The organism is Kribbella solani (assembly GCF_014205295.1).
Classification (GTDB): Bacteria; Actinomycetota; Actinomycetes; order Propionibacteriales; family Kribbellaceae; genus Kribbella; species Kribbella solani.
Genome location: NZ_JACHNF010000001.1, coordinates 4,193,185 through 4,207,164 on the forward strand (window position 1 = coordinate 4,193,185; position 13,980 = coordinate 4,207,164).

11 protein-coding genes are annotated in these 13,980 nt (G+C 68.7%); 3 read left to right on the forward strand and 8 right to left on the reverse strand.

Features of this window, described 5'->3' with window-relative positions:
• Positions 1-4: 4 nt before the first annotated feature.
• From HDA44_RS19035 to HDA44_RS19050, 4 genes are all read right to left on the reverse strand, one after another.
• Positions 5-1,486 (reverse strand): DUF5719 family protein, encoded by a 1,482-nt coding sequence (locus HDA44_RS19035; protein WP_184836279.1) that lies wholly within the window; start codon positions 1,484-1,486, stop codon positions 5-7.
• The gene (locus HDA44_RS19040; RefSeq protein ID WP_184836281.1) at positions 1,483-4,398 is read right to left on the reverse strand and encodes a glycosyltransferase family 2 protein; all 2,916 of its coding nucleotides are present in this window, start codon (positions 4,396-4,398) and stop codon (positions 1,483-1,485) included. Before HDA44_RS19040 ends, HDA44_RS19035 begins: the two co-directional genes overlap by 4 nt.
• 170 nt (positions 4,399-4,568) lie before the next feature.
• Positions 4,569-4,820: a WhiB family transcriptional regulator gene (locus tag HDA44_RS19045; RefSeq protein ID WP_020389877.1), complete on the reverse strand. Its 252-nt coding sequence runs from the start codon at positions 4,818-4,820 to the stop codon at positions 4,569-4,571.
• 328 nt (positions 4,821-5,148) lie between these two features.
• On the reverse strand, positions 5,149-6,426 hold the full coding sequence (locus HDA44_RS19050; protein ID WP_184836283.1) for a hypothetical protein: 1,278 nt from the start codon (positions 6,424-6,426) through the stop codon (positions 5,149-5,151).
• A 115-nt stretch (positions 6,427-6,541) separates the two neighbouring features.
• Here HDA44_RS19050 and cofD point away from each other — a divergent pair, with 115 nt between their 5' ends.
• The 3 genes from cofD (at position 6,542) to HDA44_RS19065 (ending at position 9,303) form a co-directional block, all read left to right on the forward strand.
• Positions 6,542-7,519, forward strand: coding sequence for a 2-phospho-L-lactate transferase (cofD, locus tag HDA44_RS19055; protein WP_184836285.1), 978 nt, complete (start codon positions 6,542-6,544; stop codon positions 7,517-7,519).
• Complete coding sequence (locus tag HDA44_RS19060) at positions 7,516-8,493, forward strand: coenzyme F420-0:L-glutamate ligase (RefSeq protein ID WP_184836287.1); 978 nt, start codon at positions 7,516-7,518, stop codon at positions 8,491-8,493. Before cofD ends, HDA44_RS19060 begins: the two co-directional genes overlap by 4 nt.
• Before the next feature lie 144 nt (positions 8,494-8,637).
• Positions 8,638-9,303: a DUF3105 domain-containing protein gene (locus HDA44_RS19065; RefSeq protein ID WP_238352487.1), complete on the forward strand. Its 666-nt coding sequence runs from the start codon at positions 8,638-8,640 to the stop codon at positions 9,301-9,303.
• 46 nt (positions 9,304-9,349) lie between these two features.
• Here HDA44_RS19065 and HDA44_RS19070 read toward each other — a convergent pair whose 3' ends face one another.
• The 4 genes from HDA44_RS19070 to HDA44_RS19085 form a co-directional block, all read right to left on the reverse strand.
• Positions 9,350-10,444: a mannose-1-phosphate guanylyltransferase gene (locus tag HDA44_RS19070; protein ID WP_184836292.1), complete on the reverse strand. Its 1,095-nt coding sequence runs from the start codon at positions 10,442-10,444 to the stop codon at positions 9,350-9,352.
• Between the two features lie 159 nt (positions 10,445-10,603).
• On the reverse strand, positions 10,604-11,713 hold the full coding sequence (locus HDA44_RS19075) for a hemolysin family protein (protein ID WP_184836294.1): 1,110 nt from the start codon (positions 11,711-11,713) through the stop codon (positions 10,604-10,606).
• Positions 11,710-13,047 (reverse strand): hemolysin family protein, encoded by a 1,338-nt coding sequence (locus HDA44_RS19080; RefSeq protein ID WP_184836296.1) that lies wholly within the window; start codon positions 13,045-13,047, stop codon positions 11,710-11,712. Before HDA44_RS19080 ends, HDA44_RS19075 begins: the two co-directional genes overlap by 4 nt.
• Before the next feature lie 9 nt (positions 13,048-13,056).
• Entirely contained in the window at positions 13,057-13,944 is an 888-nt protein-coding gene (locus tag HDA44_RS19085; protein ID WP_184836298.1) for an SIP domain-containing protein, read from the reverse strand.
• Between the last annotated feature and the right edge of the window lie 36 nt (positions 13,945-13,980).

Sequence of the window (13,980 nt, forward strand, 5' to 3'; positions counted from 1 at the left end):
CTAGCTAGCGCAGTGCGGCGCTGACGTCCGGCTGGGCGCCCAGCTGCGCGCGGAACACCAGTGAGGTGTTCAACGGCCACGCCGCGACCTCTGCCGTACTGTCCGAGTCAGGCTTCGCGGCAGGCATCAGCGTGACACCGGCCACCACGGTCCCCCGCGTCTGCTGCACCATCAGGTACGTCGCACGCGGCTGCGACGCGAACGCGATCTGCGTCGTCGCTCCACCCACTACGTCCAGCGCCCGCGTACTAAGCACCCGTCCGACCGCGTCCCGCAGCTCGAACTTCACGCTGCCGGTCTTCCCCGGTGCGGTCACCTGCAGTACGGCCGGCTGCTGATGCGCCGGCAGCACCAGGTACGCCGGCCCGGTCAGTGCCTCGGCCGAGCCGATGGACGCGAAGTCGGTCTTCTTCGCATCGGACATCCGCATCGAGGCGGTGACCGGCTGGTCCGACGTGATGGTGACGGCACTGGCGTCGCCGTGCAGGGTCGGGTCCATCACGAACGTACGCACCGAACCGGCTTCGATCAGCTCGGTCTCCAGGCCGGCGGGCTTGAACGACCCGTTCGGCCCGTTCACCGTCAGGCTGACCGTTGCCTGCAGGTCGCTGGGGTTCGCCACGGACAGAATGCGCAGCCCGGCGCCCGGTGCGGCCGCAGGTACGAACACCTTGGTCGCGGGCGGTGCGGACGGGTTCAGCCAGTCCACACCGGCCGGCTGAGTCCCGTTCGAAGCGTTGGAGCGTACTGCGGCTGCCACTCGTCCACCGGTCGACACCACGTGCAGGGCGACGTCCCGCAGGTTCGGCGTGACCTCCTTGAGGAACACCTCCGCGGTCCCGCGGGCAGGCACGACGATGCCGCGCGTCGCGGGCAGGTCCTGCGCACCGGTGCGCGCGTACACACTGACGTTGACCTCGGCGTTGATGCTGTCCAGGTTGGTCAGCACCAGTACGTCGCGCCGGTCACTCGCACCGGACGCACCGACAAACCAGAAGTCCGCACCGGGCATCTGGCACGGGACGCTGGCCATACCGGCGTTCACCCCGTCCTTGGCGGTCGTCGTGGCCGTACCGACCGTGCCCGCGGCCAGCGGACCAGCACCTTGGATGGAGAGCGGTAGTGGCGCCTGGGTCGGCGTAGTCGAACCGATCTTGCCGCGTACGAGTAACGAGCCGGCTGGGGCGGAGGTGGTGGGCAGTGGCGTGATGGACAACGGCTGCGAGGTACCGGAGGCACTTGGCGTGTCGTCGGGCAGCGTCGGCGACACCGCGTTCACCACGCTGGCCATCTTGCCGCCGGGAGCGAGCACTGGGCAGGCCAGCGCGGTCCGGTTCACGACAGTGCGCGATGGCTCGGTCACCGCGGCCTGGGCACGAGTGTCGGGTGACGCCGGGTCAGTGACTACGCCGAGGCCGGCCAGCGCGGCCATGGCGACGACAACGGCTCCGATGCGGAGCCGCGGGTCGGACAGCAACCGGCTCACCGCGGGTCCCTCCTAGCGTGCGTGCCTTGCGGTACGGCGACGGTACGGCGGACTGTCGGCAGGCAGAACACCAGCGCGATGATCCACGCGAGCAGCCCGAAGAAGCGCCAGACCGAATGCGTCTGATCGACCAGTGGGGTCTTGCCCTCGATCTTCGACCGGTCCACCAGCCAGGACGCGTCACCGTCGTCGGCGCTGGCCCTGGTCAGACCGGGCAGTGAGTCGAGCGTGGCCTGCAGCGTCGGGTCCACCGGACCGGGCAGGTACACGTAGTCGATGGCCAGACCGGCCAGCTGCCGGCCCTCCTCACCACTACCGCCACCACCGAGGGTTGCCAGTACGTCAGTGATCGGCTTGCTCTGGGCCGAGGTCGGCGCCGCCTCGAGTGACCCCATCCGCGGTCCGCCGTCCTTGACCAGCGAGAACCGCATCTGCCCACCTGGCGACTTGCGCACCACCAGGATGGACTGGTCGTCCGGTGGGTCCTGCGCGGACACCAGGTACGCGGGGAGGTCCTGCGCGGGACCACGCCACAGCGGACCGTCCGTGCCACGCACCAGCCAGAACCCAGCTGTCACCACACTGGTCAGCAGCACGATCCCCAGCACGCCCTGGACGATGATCTCGGTGGACTTGCCTACCGAGTCCCAGGCAACTGCCACCGCGATGACCCAGCCGGCTGTCATCAGGAACATCAACGGACCGCTGCCGCCACCCAGCCGGCTGGAGATCAGCGTCCCGGTCAGACCGGCCAGTGCGGCGAACCAACCCAGCAGCTCGTACCGCTGCCGCGACGAGCGCAACAGACTCAGCAGAGCGACCAGGATCAGCGGTACGGCGAACCACCACGGCGTCGGCGCACCGATCGGCGTACCGGTCAGCAGGTGCGGCAGGCTGTCGCCCGGCCCGATCGCGGTGGTCGGCGGACCACCCGCCTCCCGCCCCAGCTTCCACGGATGCCGTGCCAGGTCGATCGTCCACGGCAGAACCAGCAGCAGACCCAGCACGACGGAGAACACCAGCTGGCGCCCTTGCCGGCGCCACCCGAGCCCGAAGACGCCACCAACAGCCAGGATGACCGCAACCAGCAGCCCGAGCGCCGGAGTGAATGCAATCAGCACGGCTAGGCAGATCCCGGCGAACCACGCGGCCCGCCAGCTGCCCTGCACGACCACGCGCCGCCGCCTTGCCACGGTATGCACGGCCGCACCGAGCAGCGGCAGCACAATCGCCGCCACACACGTCCCGAGCCGCCCCTGCGTGATCGCACCGTTCGTGAAGACAGCGAGCCCGTACGCCGTGGCGCCCCATGCCCGTGCCATCCGGTCGACGACGAAGGCACGGAGCAACGCCCAAGCAGCCAGCCCGGCCAGTGGAACCGCTCCGAGCAGGAGGATGTTCGTTGCACCGGTCGGTCCGAACAGCACGGCGGAGAACGCCCAGAACTGCGCCAGCCAAGCAGGCGGCGTCACACCGGGCGGAGCGGCCGCCGCGGCATGCCAGAGCGCAGACAGGTTCTCGTGTGCCGGTAGCAGCAGCTGCGACCGCAGCACGCCGCCACCGATCAGGTCGCGAGCCGAGATGACCGCACCGATCGCCAGCACGACCCACGCGACCAGGAACGGCCGACGGATCAGCTGACGCCGCCAGCGTGGCTGGTCGACCGCTACCCGCGCAGTGGACTTGGCCCGGCGCGCGGTGGTGACGACCTGCTCTTCCGGCTCGTCCGCCCAGGCCTCACGGATCCGCTCCGAGATGGTGCTGGTCGTTTCCTCCAGGTTGTGCCGCAATGCGTGCACGGACCGGGAGAACAGTCCCTTGATGTCCTCGTACGGAACCTTGTCCAGTTTGCGGCGGTTCTTGCGCGCCTGGGTCCAGCCACCGGCCAGCAGAGTGCCCAGCAGCGCGGTCCACTCGTCGACGGCACCGGACGGTGTCTTGCCGAGCAGGAACCACACCGACCGCATCAGCGTGCCGAGCAGGAACCGCAACATCAGCAACGGCAGCAGCTTGCCAGGTGCGTTCGCCAGAACGGTGTAGTACGCGTGTGCGCGGTCCAGTTGGTACGCGTGCCGCCTGGTGCCGGCCAGCGCGCGCTCGCCGGTGGCTGCGGCCTGGGCATGGTAGACGACCGCGTCCGGCGCGACGCCCACCTGGTACCCGGCGCGGCTGGCACGCCAGCCGAAGTCGATGTCATCGCGGAACATCGGCAGCCGTGGGTCGAAACCGCGCAGCGCCTCCCAGACGTCGCGACGGACCAGCATGCCGGCGGAGCTGACCGCGAGCACGTTCCGCGGCTGGTCGTGCTGACCCTGGTCGAGCTCGCCGTTCTCGATCCCGGTGTCGCGGCGGCCGCCGAGCGAAGTCGTCACTCCGACTTCGAGCAGCTCCCGGTCCCGCGGCCAGAGCCGCAGCTTCGGGCCCCAGACTCCGGTCTTCGGCGACATAGTGGCCTGGAGCAACAACTGCTCCAGCGCCCGCGGCGCCGGCGCGCAGTCGTCGTGCAGCAGCCACAGCCACTCCACCACCGGCATGTGCCCGTCGTCACCGTACGGACCGACGGCACTCGGGATCGGCGCGAAACCGTGCGTTTCCAGGCCGCGCGCGACCGCGACGCCGAAGCCGGTCCGGGCCGAGACACTGACCACCGGCTCGACGCCCGGCATCGCGGCCAGCAGCTCGGCGGTCTCGTCGGTGGATCCGGTGTCGACCGCGATCAGCCGGTCCGGGCGTGGGTTCAGCGCCCACAGTGCCTCGGACAGCCGCGGCAGCCAGGCCGCGCCCTCGTGCCCCACCACCACCGCGGTGACGACATGCCGGACCCGCGGTCGACCCATCGGGTCGTCGATGTGGTCGGTCGGGAAATCGACGGAGTCGAAGAATTCCCAGCCGGCCGGGGCTTCTTGTTCCATGCGGAGCTGTGACACCTCGATGCTTGCGGACGGTCACCGTGACCGCAGGTCCCGGCGAGGAATCACCATACAGCCGCCGCCGGAGCGGTGGAAAAGCCGCGGGCCCCGGACGACTGATCGTCCAGGGCCTCGCGGAAGTCTGCGTTGTGGATTGTGTCGGTGACCGTCCGTCAGACGGCCTTCTTCTTCAGCTTCCGGCGCTCCCGCTCCGACAGGCCGCCCCAGATCCCGAAGCGCTCGTCGTTCTGCAACGCGTACTCGAGGCACTCGCCCCGGACGTCACAGCCGAGGCAAACTTTCTTCGCCTCGCGGGTGGAACCGCCCTTCTCCGGGAAGAAAGCCTCTGGATCGGTCTGGGCACACAGCGCCCTTTCCTGCCAGTTCGGCTCCTCCTCGATCGCCTCACCGTCGACAATCGCCATCAGCTCTGTCACGGTACGACCTCCTCGACCCTGTTCGTTCCCCTGTACATGTGGGTTTGCGGTCCACATGCCTGACCTCGTCCGTCCTGCGCTCTGCAACGGTCCCCGATACCGAGTGTCCAACGAACGACACGGTTGAAATTACATTCCTGCAATCCACGAAAGTCAAGCCGTGCTCTGCTATTGGGATCATCCGCAACATGCCCGCAAAAGAACGAGAGGCCTGTAGATACAGGCCTCTCGCGCTGCGTGCCCACCCTCAAACCCGGTGCCGCCGGAATTTTCCCGACGGCCACGGTAAAGGCTTGCTACTCGTGAAGTTGCCTTGTCAGGAAGGCTGGGACCACCAGCCCTGCTGACCCTGACCCGGCTGATTCGGGTCATTCTTGTCCTGGTCGGCGCGCTGGTCGACCCGGGTCTCGTCAGCCGATTCACCCTGCTGCTGCACGGGTTCCGCGGCCGGCTGCTGCTGCTCGGCTGCCGGAGTCTCCTCCTGCGGCCAGGCCTGCTCCTGCTGCTGGGCCTGCTGGGCCTGCTGGCCGTACTCCTGGCCATGCTGTTCGGCCTGAGCGGGCTGCTGAGCCTGCTGGTCGTACTCCTGGCCGCTCCACTGCTGCTGGCCCTGGTCGGCGCCCCACTGCTGCTCCTGCGGCCACTGCTGGGCCTGCTGGCCATGCTGCCCCGGCTGACCCTGCTGGGCCGCGTCCTGGCCACCCCACTGCTGCTGGCCTTCGGAGCTCCACGCCTGCGTCGGCTCAGTGCCCTGACCCTCGGCGGACCAGGCCTGCTGACCCTGATCAGCGCCCTGCGAAGCGGCGTGCTGACCGGAGTGCTCGTTCTCGGCCGCACCAGCGGACCACGCCTGCTGCTGGCCCTGGTCGCCCCACTGCTGTTCCTGCGGCCACTGCTGCTGGTCGCCCTGACCCGCCGCGTACCCGCCGGCCGCACCAGCCGCCGCGTACCCGCCGTATTGGCCCTGACCCTGCTCGTACTGGCCGCCGTACTGCTGGCCCTGCTGGCCGTAGCCCTGCTGACCCTGCTGACCGTAGCCCTGCTGGCCCTGCGCATAGCCCTGCTGCTGACCGTACGGAGCGGTCTGGCCGTACTGCTCGCCCGACTGGCCGTGCTGTCCCTGCTGCTGGAACTGACCCGGCTTCGGCGCCCGCACCGGCGCCGGCAGCGCCTGGAAGGTCTTCAGGATGTACAGACCGGCCGCGCCGTACAGTGCCAGGCCACCGATCGAGTAGATGAACCCGACGATCTTCATACCGGCGGTGCTGCTCTCGTTGAAACCGGCGAACGCGGCGATCAGCCCGACCAGCGCGGTCACACCGGTGATGACGAGGGCGGCGAGCGCGACGGTCCGCGCGTTCGGGGTCCGCTCCCCTTCGTTCACCAGCCAGACGGAGCCGACCAGCGCTAGGACGATCACCAGGCCCGACACCGTGGTCGGGGTGATGACGCCTTGGACGATGCTGGCCGCGGCGGTGAATCCGGCACCGCCGACGAACAGCCGGATCAGCGAGGCCAGTGCGAGCAGGCCGGCGAATGCGAGCAAGATGTACGCGACCGGCTCTTTGAGCTTCTTGGTTGCGTCGGTGACCACGAGGGCTCCTCGGATGTTGGGGGGCCGTACAACTGAGCTGTGCGGATGCTTCTGACCCACCGCAGCATAGTCGTGCGGTGGTCCGCCTCATTGACGACTCGTGCAGACTCTTCCCATGCGATGCACAGTGCTTGCCGGCGGTATCGGCGGTTCCAGCTTCCTCCGCGGCCTGATCAAGGCCCGGCCGGACGCCGAGATCACGGTCGTGGGGAACACCGCGGACGACATCACCCTGTTCGGTCTGCGGGTCTGCCCGGACCTCGACACCGTGATGTACACGCTCGGTGGCGGGATCTCCGAGGAACGGAAATGGGGCCGGGAGGACGAGACCTGGGTGATCAAGGAGGAGCTCGCCGAGTACGGCGTGGAGCCGACCTGGTTCGGGCTCGGCGACCGGGACGTGGCCACCCACCTGGTCCGTACGCAGATGCTGGACGCCGGCTACAGCCTCAGCGCGGTCACCGAGGCCCTTTGCAGCCGCTGGAAGCTGCCGGTCCGGCTGCTGCCGATGAGTGACGACCGGATCGAGACGCACGTAGTAGTGGACGACCCGGAACAGCCCGGGAAGCGGAAGGCCATTCACTTCCAGGAGTACTGGGTCCGGTACCACGCCGAGGTCCCGGCGCATCAGATCGTTGCCGTTGGTCAGGACAAGGCCAAGCCGGCGCCTGGCGTACTGGAGGCGATCGCTGACTGCGACGTACTGATCGTGCCGCCGTCCAACCCGGTCGTGTCGGTCGGCACGATCCTCGGCGTACCAGGGGTGCGCGACGCCGTACGCGAAACGGCCGCACCGGTGATCGGACTGTCACCGATCATCGGCACCGGACCGGTCCGCGGCATGGCCGACAAGGTGCTCGCCACCGTCGGAGTGGCCGCCACCGCGTCGGCAGTGGCCCGGTACTACGGTTCGCGCGCGTCCGGTGGCGTACTGGACGGCTGGCTGATCGACAGTTCGGACGCGATGCAGGCGGATTCGATCGCCGGTGCCGGAATTCACGTCCAGGCGGTGCCGTTGTGGATGACGGACGAGACCACCACCGCCGCGATGGCTGACGCGGCACTGACCCTCGCGGAGGCCGTGCGGCGATGAGGAAACACCTGGAGATCTTCCCGGTGACGGGACTGCCCGAAGTAGTGGCCGGCCAGGACCTGGCCGCGCTGATCGCGGACGGTACCGACCTGCGCGACGGCGACGTCGTCTCGGTGACCTCGAAGATCGTCAGCAAGGCCGAGGGCAGGCTGACGTACGGGACCCGTCGCGAAGCCGTCGACGCCGAGCTCGTCCGGGTCGTCGCGCACCGCGGCGACACCCGGATCGTGCAGACCCGGCACGGCCTGGTGATGGCGGCCGCCGGGACCGATACGTCGAACACCGCGCCCGGAACGGTCCTGCTGCTGCCGGTCGACCCGGACGCGTCCGCGCGGCAACTGCGCGCGGCGCTGAAGGAGCGGTACGACGTCAACGTCGGCATCGTCATCACCGACACCCTCGGCCGGCCGTGGCGCAACGGCCAGACGGACCTGGCGATCGGCGCCGCGGGCGTACGCGTCGTCGAGGACCTGCGCGGTACGACGGACAGCCACGGCAACGTACTTTCCGTCACCGAGCCCGCGCTCGCGGACGAGATCGCCAGCGCCAGTGAACTCGTCAAGGGCAAGGCCGATGGCGTACCGGTTGCCGTACTGCGCGGTCTTGACGACGCGGTGCTTGCGGTCGGCGAACACGGTCCGGGCGCTCGGGCGCTCGTACGCGACGCCGAGCGCGACATGTTCAGTTTGGGTACGCGGGAGGCGGCGCGGGCCGCCGTACTGGCCCGGAAGGCACCGGATGGGCCGCGGGAGGCCGATCCGGCGCTCTGGTCCGGGTTGCTGAACGAGGTCGAAGGGGTTCGGTTGTCGGTTGTTGACAACGCTGTCTCGGTGTTCGGCGACGAACCCGTCACGGTTGGGGTGGTGGCGGAGAAGCTGGCGGTGCTGCTGCACGCGGAGGGGTACGGCGTGACCGTACGGACCGGGCCGGGCAATGAGGCGACGGTCACGTTCGGCTCACGGTCTGCCCGGTAGCAAGTAGTTTTCTAGGCAACTTCTTAGGGTCGCCTCGTACACTGCCTTCGCACGGCGGCGCGGTGGCCGCCCTTAGCCGGGAAGACCAACACTGTGGGTAAAGCGTCGTCGCAGAAGCAGTCGCGCCGCGAAATGATCGAGAAGATGCAGCGTGAACAGGTCCGCGCGGACCGCCGCCGCACGATCCTGATCGTGGTGTGCTCCATCGTGGTCGGCCTGGCCATCATCGCCTACCCGGCGATCAAGCTGATCCAGGATTCCCGGACCAAGAACCAGGCGCTCACCGACTTCGGCGTCGCGGCCGGTTCGGCGTCCTGCGACCCGGTCACCAACGACGAGGGCGGCGGCACCCAGGACCACCGGCCCGACGGCGAGAAGATCGCGTACGCGGTGTCGCCGCCGTCGTCCGGCCCGCACTACGCGGTCTGGGCGCCGTTCGACAAGAAGTTCTACTCGATGAGCGATCGCCCGGCGGTGGAGAACCTGGTCCACAACCTCGAGCACGGGTACACGATCCTCTGGTACAAGGACACCCTGCCGCAGGACCAGATCGACCAGATCGAGAAGATCTCCAAGTCGAAGCTGCCCGACACGTCGATCGGCAAGTTCATCGCGGCACCGTTCAAGCAGGACGAAGGCAAGGGCTGGCCGGACGGCAAGAACATCGCCTTCGCCCACTGGAGCGCCCCCGACTCCGCCCAGAAGTCCTTCGGCCACCGCCAGTTCTGCGGCTCGGTCAGCGGCGACGCCCTCAAACAGTTCATGGAAAAGTACCCGGCCGCAGACGCCCAGGAACCCAACGGCGGCTGACCCTGGCCGGCGCAGCAGAACGCCGGCGTAGCTTCGCGTGGGGGGCTCAGATGTAGTTGGCGTGGTCTGACTGGACTTGGGCTACCAGGTCTTTTACGCGTTCGCCGTCTGACAGTGGGCAGACCATCGTGACGTCCTGGGTGTGGACGATGATGTGGCTTCGTAGGCCGACGGCTGCCACCAGGTGGTCGGGGTCGTCCGTGACGATGATGTTGTCATGGGAGTCGAGCAAGCAGCTCAGCGTGCTGCTGTCGGTGCGGTTCCCGTCCGGATCCGCCTCGTACGTGTCAGCGAGCGCCGCCCAGGAACCGACATCGAGCCAATGCACGGGCATCGGGACGACCACCACATCAGCGTCCACTTTGCCCTGCGAAGCCGGCTCCATCACCGCGTAGTCGACGCTGATCTTGCGCAGGTTCGGGTAGATCTCCGCCAGCGTCGCATCGCGCGCCGGCGTGTCCCAAACAGCCGCGACCTCGCGCAGCTTGGCGGCCGACTCCGGCAACAGTGTGTCGAGTACGTTCAGCACCGTCGACGCCCGCCAAACGAACATCCCGGAGTTCCACCAGAACCGCCCAGTGGCCAGGTACTCCTCGGCCGTCGCCCGGTCCGGCTTCTCGCGGAAACGGTCCACGACGAAGGCGTTCGTACCCTCGATCGCCGCGCCCCGCTCGATGTATCCGAGTCCGGTATGCGGATGCGTCGGCTCGATGCCGAACGTCACGAGCGACTGCCCGCGCGCCTCCACCACCTCGAAGCCGTGCTCGATCGCCGCCCGGAACTCGTCCTCGGGGCTGATCAGGTGATCCGAACCGACGAACGCCACCACCGCGTCCGGATCGTTGCGGGCAACCACCGCGGACGCCAGGCCGACCGCGTTCGCGGTGTCGCGCCGGGCCGGTTCGCCGATGATGTTGTGCGCACCCAGCTCGGGCAGCTCCTTGCGGACGACATCCGTGTACGCGCCGACCGTGCACACGTAGATGTTGTCCGGGTCGACCAGACCGCTCAGGCGGTTGTACGCCACCCGAAGCAGCGACTGTCCTGCTGCCAGCGGTAGCACCTGCTTCGGCCGGTCGTCCCGCGACATCGGCCACAGCCGCGTACCCGAACCACCCGCCAGGATCACCACGTTTCGCATGAGCACAAACCCTACCGGCGCGCTTGCCCCCGCCACGACAGGGTTGCCCCCTGAAAATTCGAGGGGACAACCCTGCGGCTCCGGGGATGCCCCTTCAAACGGAGGGTTCGGCGGCGACAGCGGATCGGCGAGCGGGGCGGGTGCGTGGGGGTGTTCGGGTCAGGTGGGGCGGGTGGCGGTGATGATGGGGTCGGTTTCGTCGTCGAACTCGCCGATTACTTCCTCGAGGAGGTCTTCGAGGGCTACTACGCCGATCGCGGTGCCGTCGCCGCAGACGACCGCGAGTTGGGAGCGCTCCTCGCGCATGGTGCGGATCGCGGTTGCGACCGGGGTGCGCTCGCCGAGTTCGAGGGCCGGCATCATCAGGTCGGACGCGCGGCTGGTGGTGTCGCCGGCGGTCGTCACCCGGGCCGCGTCGCGTACGTGCACGATCCCGCAGATCACCTTCGGCAGCGCGTCGCCGGCAACCGTGGCTCCGCCGGGCGGCCCGGCCGGCTCCCCGGTTCGAACCACGGCGAGCCGGGAGTGACCTTCCCGGCGGCTGGTCAGCTCGACTTCCCGGGCCGTCGCGGCCACGGGGACCGTTGACAGCTGGGCGATCGGCGTCATCACCTGGCCGACCGTGGTGTTCTGCAGGGCGAGCATGGCGGTGAGGAGCTCGTGTTCGGGTTCCTCCAGCGTGCCGTGTTCGCGGGACGACTCGATCAGCAACCGGAGCTCGTCGGGCCCGTGGGCGTTGGCGATCTCGTTCTGCGGGGTGACGCCGACCAGCCGGATGCACAGGTTGGCGATCCAGTTGAGCATGCTGAGCAACGGCCGGAACACGTACGTGAACCCGCGGAACGGCATCGCGAGGATCAGCGCCGAACGTTCCGGGTTGCTGATCGCCCAGGACTTCGGCGCCATCTCGCCGAGGAGTACGTGCAGCAGACCGATACCGCCGACCGCGATGATCAGCGCGATCACATGGCCGACGCCCTCCGGGATGTGCGCGAGCTCGAACAGCGGGTGCAACAGGTGCGCGATCGCGGGCTCGCTCAGCGAACCCAGGCCCAGCGTGCACAGCGTGATGCCGAGCTGCGCGCCCGCGAGCATCAGCGACAGTTCGCTGACGCCGGCGATCGCGGATCGCGCCGACCGGCTGCCGGACGCGGCCAGTTCTTCCAGCCGGTGCCGTTTGGACGCGACCAGCGCGAACTCGGCCGCGACGAAGAACCCGTTCAGCGCCAGCAGTACGACGGAAATGATCAATGCCAGCGTCGTACTCATGCGATCCGCTCCATCAGGACGATCTCGGGTACGCGGCGTTCGATGCTCTGTACGGTCAACCGGACGAACTCTTCGGGCACCGGCCTGCCGTCGTGATCGATCCGCGACGGGAGGTCCACGACAAGCGTGTCGCCGATCACCGGGATGCGGCCGAGTCGCGCCATCACCAGCCCGGACACGGTTTCGTAGTCGTCGCTTTCCGGCAGCTGCACCCCGGTCGCCTCCGCGACCTCGTCGAGCCGCCATCTGGCGGGTACGACCCACGAACCGTCGCCGCCCTGCACCAGACCGGTTTCGGGCAGATCGTCCTCGTCGCGGATCTCGCCGACCAGTTCCTCGGCGATGTCCTCCAGCGACACGATCCCGGCGAATCCGCCGTACTCGTCGACGACGATCGCGAGCTGCCGGCGCGCGGTCCGGAGCCGTTCCAGTACGCCGGGCAGCGGCAACGTCGTCGGTACGGCGACCGGCGGCGACGCCAACGTACCGACCGAGATGGACGCCCGGTCGGCGGGTTCGAGCTCGACCACGTCGCCGATCGCGACCACGCCGATCACCTCGTCCACCGAGTCCCCGATCACCGGGAACCGGGAGTGCCCGGTGTCCTGCAGCTCGACCACCCGGGTCAGCGGCTCGTCGCGGTGCATGGTGATCACGTCGACGCGCGGAACCATCGCCTCACCGGCAGTCCGGCCGCGGAAGTCCAGGCCGCGGTCGAGCAGCCGCATCGTGTCCTGGTCCAGCAGTCCTTGTTCGTAGGAGGTCTCGATGATCCGGTCCAGCTCCTGCGGCGTCGCGCCCTGGGGCAGTTCCTCGACCGGCTCGATCCCGACCCGGCGCAGGATCCGGTTCGACGCCGAGTCGAACAGGTGGATCAGCGGACCGGCGATGGTCAGGTACCAGAGGGTCGAGCGAGCCAGCCAGAGCGCGACCGCCTCGGCCCTCGCGATCGACAGGTTCTTCGGGGCCAGCTCACCGAACACCATCTGGATGATTGTTGCCAGCAGCAACGCCAGGACCACCGAAACCGACCTGCTGACGGCTTCGGGCACCCCGGCGCCACCCATCAGGTGCTCCAGGCCTTCACCGAGGTACGGCTCGGCGAAGTAGCCGGCCAGCAGCGCGGTGACGGTGATACCGACCTGCGCGCCGGACAGCATGAACGACAGCCGGGCGGTCACCTTCAGCGCGCGGGCGGCCGCGGCGTTCCCCTCCTCGGCGAGGGTCCGCAACCGGCTTCGGTCGACGGCGACGTAGGCGAATTCTTGCGAGACGAAGTAGCCAGTGGCAACGGTCAGCACCAGGATCAGGCCCAGGCCGGCCAGGATCAACATGATCAAACCCTATGAGAACTCCAGCGCCTGCAGTACGGCGGGGTCGGTCGCGTCCAGTCCCTGCTCGGTCGCCTGGGTGTACCACTTCATCCGCTCCGCGTCCCCGCGCTCGGCCGTCGCGCCGGCGATCCAGTACGCGACCGTGTGCAGATCGTCACGGCCCACCCTGAGCTCGCCGGCCAGGTACGGGCGGATCGCGCGAACCACACCGGCCTCGGCCGCGCACCATGCCTGCAATCGTCCGGGCGGCCGCCGGTACGCGCGAACGGCCTGCTCCAGGACACTGCCCGGACCGGTGACCGGCGGTGCATGTACCCAGTGCACGTCGCCCTTGACCAGCGCCTGCTCGGCCGGTGACTCGGCCTGCAAGATGACGGTCGACGGTACGTCGAGGGTGTCGACGATGCTCGCGATCGCCGGGAGCGAGGTGGAGTCGCCGATCAGCAGGTGGTGGTCCACGTCGCCGGCGTGGAACTCGCGGCGGATTCCGAACAGTACGAGGGTGTCGCCGGGGCGGGTGTGGTTCAGCCAGGTGATCGCCGGGCCGGTGCCGTGGTGGGCGACGTCGAAGCTGAGGCGGCGGGTGGATGGGTCGAACGCGCGGACGGTGAAGGCGCGCATCAGCGGTGCCGGTCGGTCCTGCGGCCAGACCGGTGCTCCGGTCGGTGCGATCTTGGGCATGCGTACGCTGCCGGTGCCGGTGGGCGGGATGACCAGTTTGAACGCGTCGGCCGGGCGGATCGTGCGGTACGCGGCCAGGCCGTCGCCCTGTACGGTCACGCGGCTGAAATGCGCGGTCAGCGGTTCGACTGCCTCGACCCGGACCGGGCAGATCACCCGGGAGTCGCCGGAGCGGGTCAGCCGTCTGATCTCACCGCGGATCGTCGTTCCCGTCACGAAAGTTAGGCTAACCTAACCAACGACGGGTGACGA

Coding starts and splice junctions, on each gene's coding strand:
- HDA44_RS19040 (WP_184836281.1), bottom strand. CDS start 4,398: ATGGAACAAGAAGCCCCGGCCGGCTGGGAATTCTTCGACTCCGTCGAT.
- HDA44_RS19045 (WP_020389877.1), bottom strand. CDS start 4,820: ATGGCGATTGTCGACGGTGAGGCGATCGAGGAGGAGCCGAACTGGCAG.
- cofD (WP_184836285.1), top strand. CDS start 6,542: ATGCGATGCACAGTGCTTGCCGGCGGTATCGGCGGTTCCAGCTTCCTC.
- HDA44_RS19060 (WP_184836287.1), top strand. CDS start 7,516: ATGAGGAAACACCTGGAGATCTTCCCGGTGACGGGACTGCCCGAAGTA.
- HDA44_RS19065 (WP_238352487.1), top strand. CDS start 8,638: ATGCAGCGTGAACAGGTCCGCGCGGACCGCCGCCGCACGATCCTGATC.
- HDA44_RS19070 (WP_184836292.1), bottom strand. CDS start 10,444: ATGCGAAACGTGGTGATCCTGGCGGGTGGTTCGGGTACGCGGCTGTGG.
- HDA44_RS19075 (WP_184836294.1), bottom strand. CDS start 11,713: ATGAGTACGACGCTGGCATTGATCATTTCCGTCGTACTGCTGGCGCTG.
- HDA44_RS19080 (WP_184836296.1), bottom strand. CDS start 13,047: ATGTTGATCCTGGCCGGCCTGGGCCTGATCCTGGTGCTGACCGTTGCC.